The following is a 675-nucleotide window of genomic DNA, read 5'->3' as shown; positions in this document are numbered from 1 at the left end:
GTGCAGGGCGCGGGCGCCTACCTGGCGGCCCCCGGTGGTTTCGATGCGACGCCTGTCATGGGCAGCAAGGCCACCGTCTGCCGTGAAGGCCTGGGCGGCCTCAACGGCTCGGGGCTGGCACTGACAGCGGGCGATCGGCTCGGCTGGTCCGCCCCCCCCCCGGCACCACGGGAACTGGAGGCGACCCAGATCCCTGACCTAAGCTCGGCCAAACCCCTGGAGACCGTGCTTGGCGCGCAGATCGCCGATTTCGCCGGGCAGAGCCTATTCGATGCCTTCAATAGCCCCTGGCAAGTCGACTCGAGGGCCGATCGCATGGGCGTGCGCCTACTCGGCCCAGCCCTGCACTACCAAGGCACAGCGCTGATCTCCGAGGGCATTCCCCTGGGGGCTATCCAGGTGCCGCCGGACGGCCAACCGATCATCCTGCTCAACGACCGCCAGACCATCGGCGGCTACCCACGCCTGGGCGCCTTGACCCCGCGCTCGCTGGCTCGCTTAGCGCAGTGCCTGCCGGGCGCCGAACTGCGTTTATCGCCTGTCGTCCAGGAGGTCGCGCACGGGCAACATCTACGCATGCTTGCTCAATGGCATTAACGCAAACGAAAACCGCCACGCCCGGTTTCAGGGCGTGGTCTCGGCGCAATGCGCCCTTCATCCGTAACGCGTCTGACC

Annotated in this window: 1 pseudogene; it reads left to right on the top strand. The window is 67.7% G+C overall.

The features are described 5' to 3' along the window. Positions 1-597 (top strand): annotated as a pseudogene (locus ACCD00_RS30710) (allophanate hydrolase); the annotation flags it as partial. Positions 598-675 lie beyond the last annotated feature (78 nt).

The sequence above is a fragment of the Pseudomonas sp. Pseusp3 genome (assembly GCF_047304225.1).
GTDB lineage: Bacteria > Pseudomonadota > Gammaproteobacteria > Pseudomonadales > Pseudomonadaceae > Aquipseudomonas > Aquipseudomonas fluorescens_CD.
This window is presented reverse-complemented; position numbering and strand designations above follow the sequence as displayed.